Below are 431 nucleotides of genomic sequence, written 5' to 3' on the forward strand. Positions count from 1 at the left end.
TATATAAGGTGCCTTTCTGGGTGGTCTTGTCGACATAGGAGGTGGCCTGTCGGGCCACGCTCGCGGTCTTTTGATACGAGACCTCGCCCGCCTTTTTTCGATAGATCGTGACGGTCGCCGCACCCGTGGTGAACGATGGCTCCCAGGTTACCTCGACACCTGCGGTCACTTTGCGTACGGTACACGTCGATACGACGCGTACCAGCACCGTGGCTGCAACGCGGGCAAAAGGGGAGAAGGTGCTTTCCGCACCAAACGCGTCAACTGAAGCGATGGCATACTCATAGGTCTTGCCGGGCTGTACGCCGGCATCTTCAAAATGTGTTGTGGTCAGCAACGTGCGGTTCCGCAGCACACACTTGAGCGCAACGGCCTGTGCAGCGGCCGATTGACGCATATCAAAGGTGTTGGCAGGCTGTGCTTCGCGGCGG

1 protein-coding gene is annotated in these 431 nt (G+C 58.7%); it reads right to left on the reverse strand.

The window, feature by feature from the left end; all coding sequences use genetic code 11:
- On the reverse strand, positions 1–431 hold a 431-nt coding region (locus KK062_RS30045; RefSeq protein WP_254088083.1), incomplete at both ends, for a hypothetical protein.

This window comes from Dawidia cretensis, assembly GCF_018598175.1.
Lineage (GTDB): Bacteria > Bacteroidota > Bacteroidia > Cytophagales > Cyclobacteriaceae > Ohtaekwangia > Ohtaekwangia cretensis.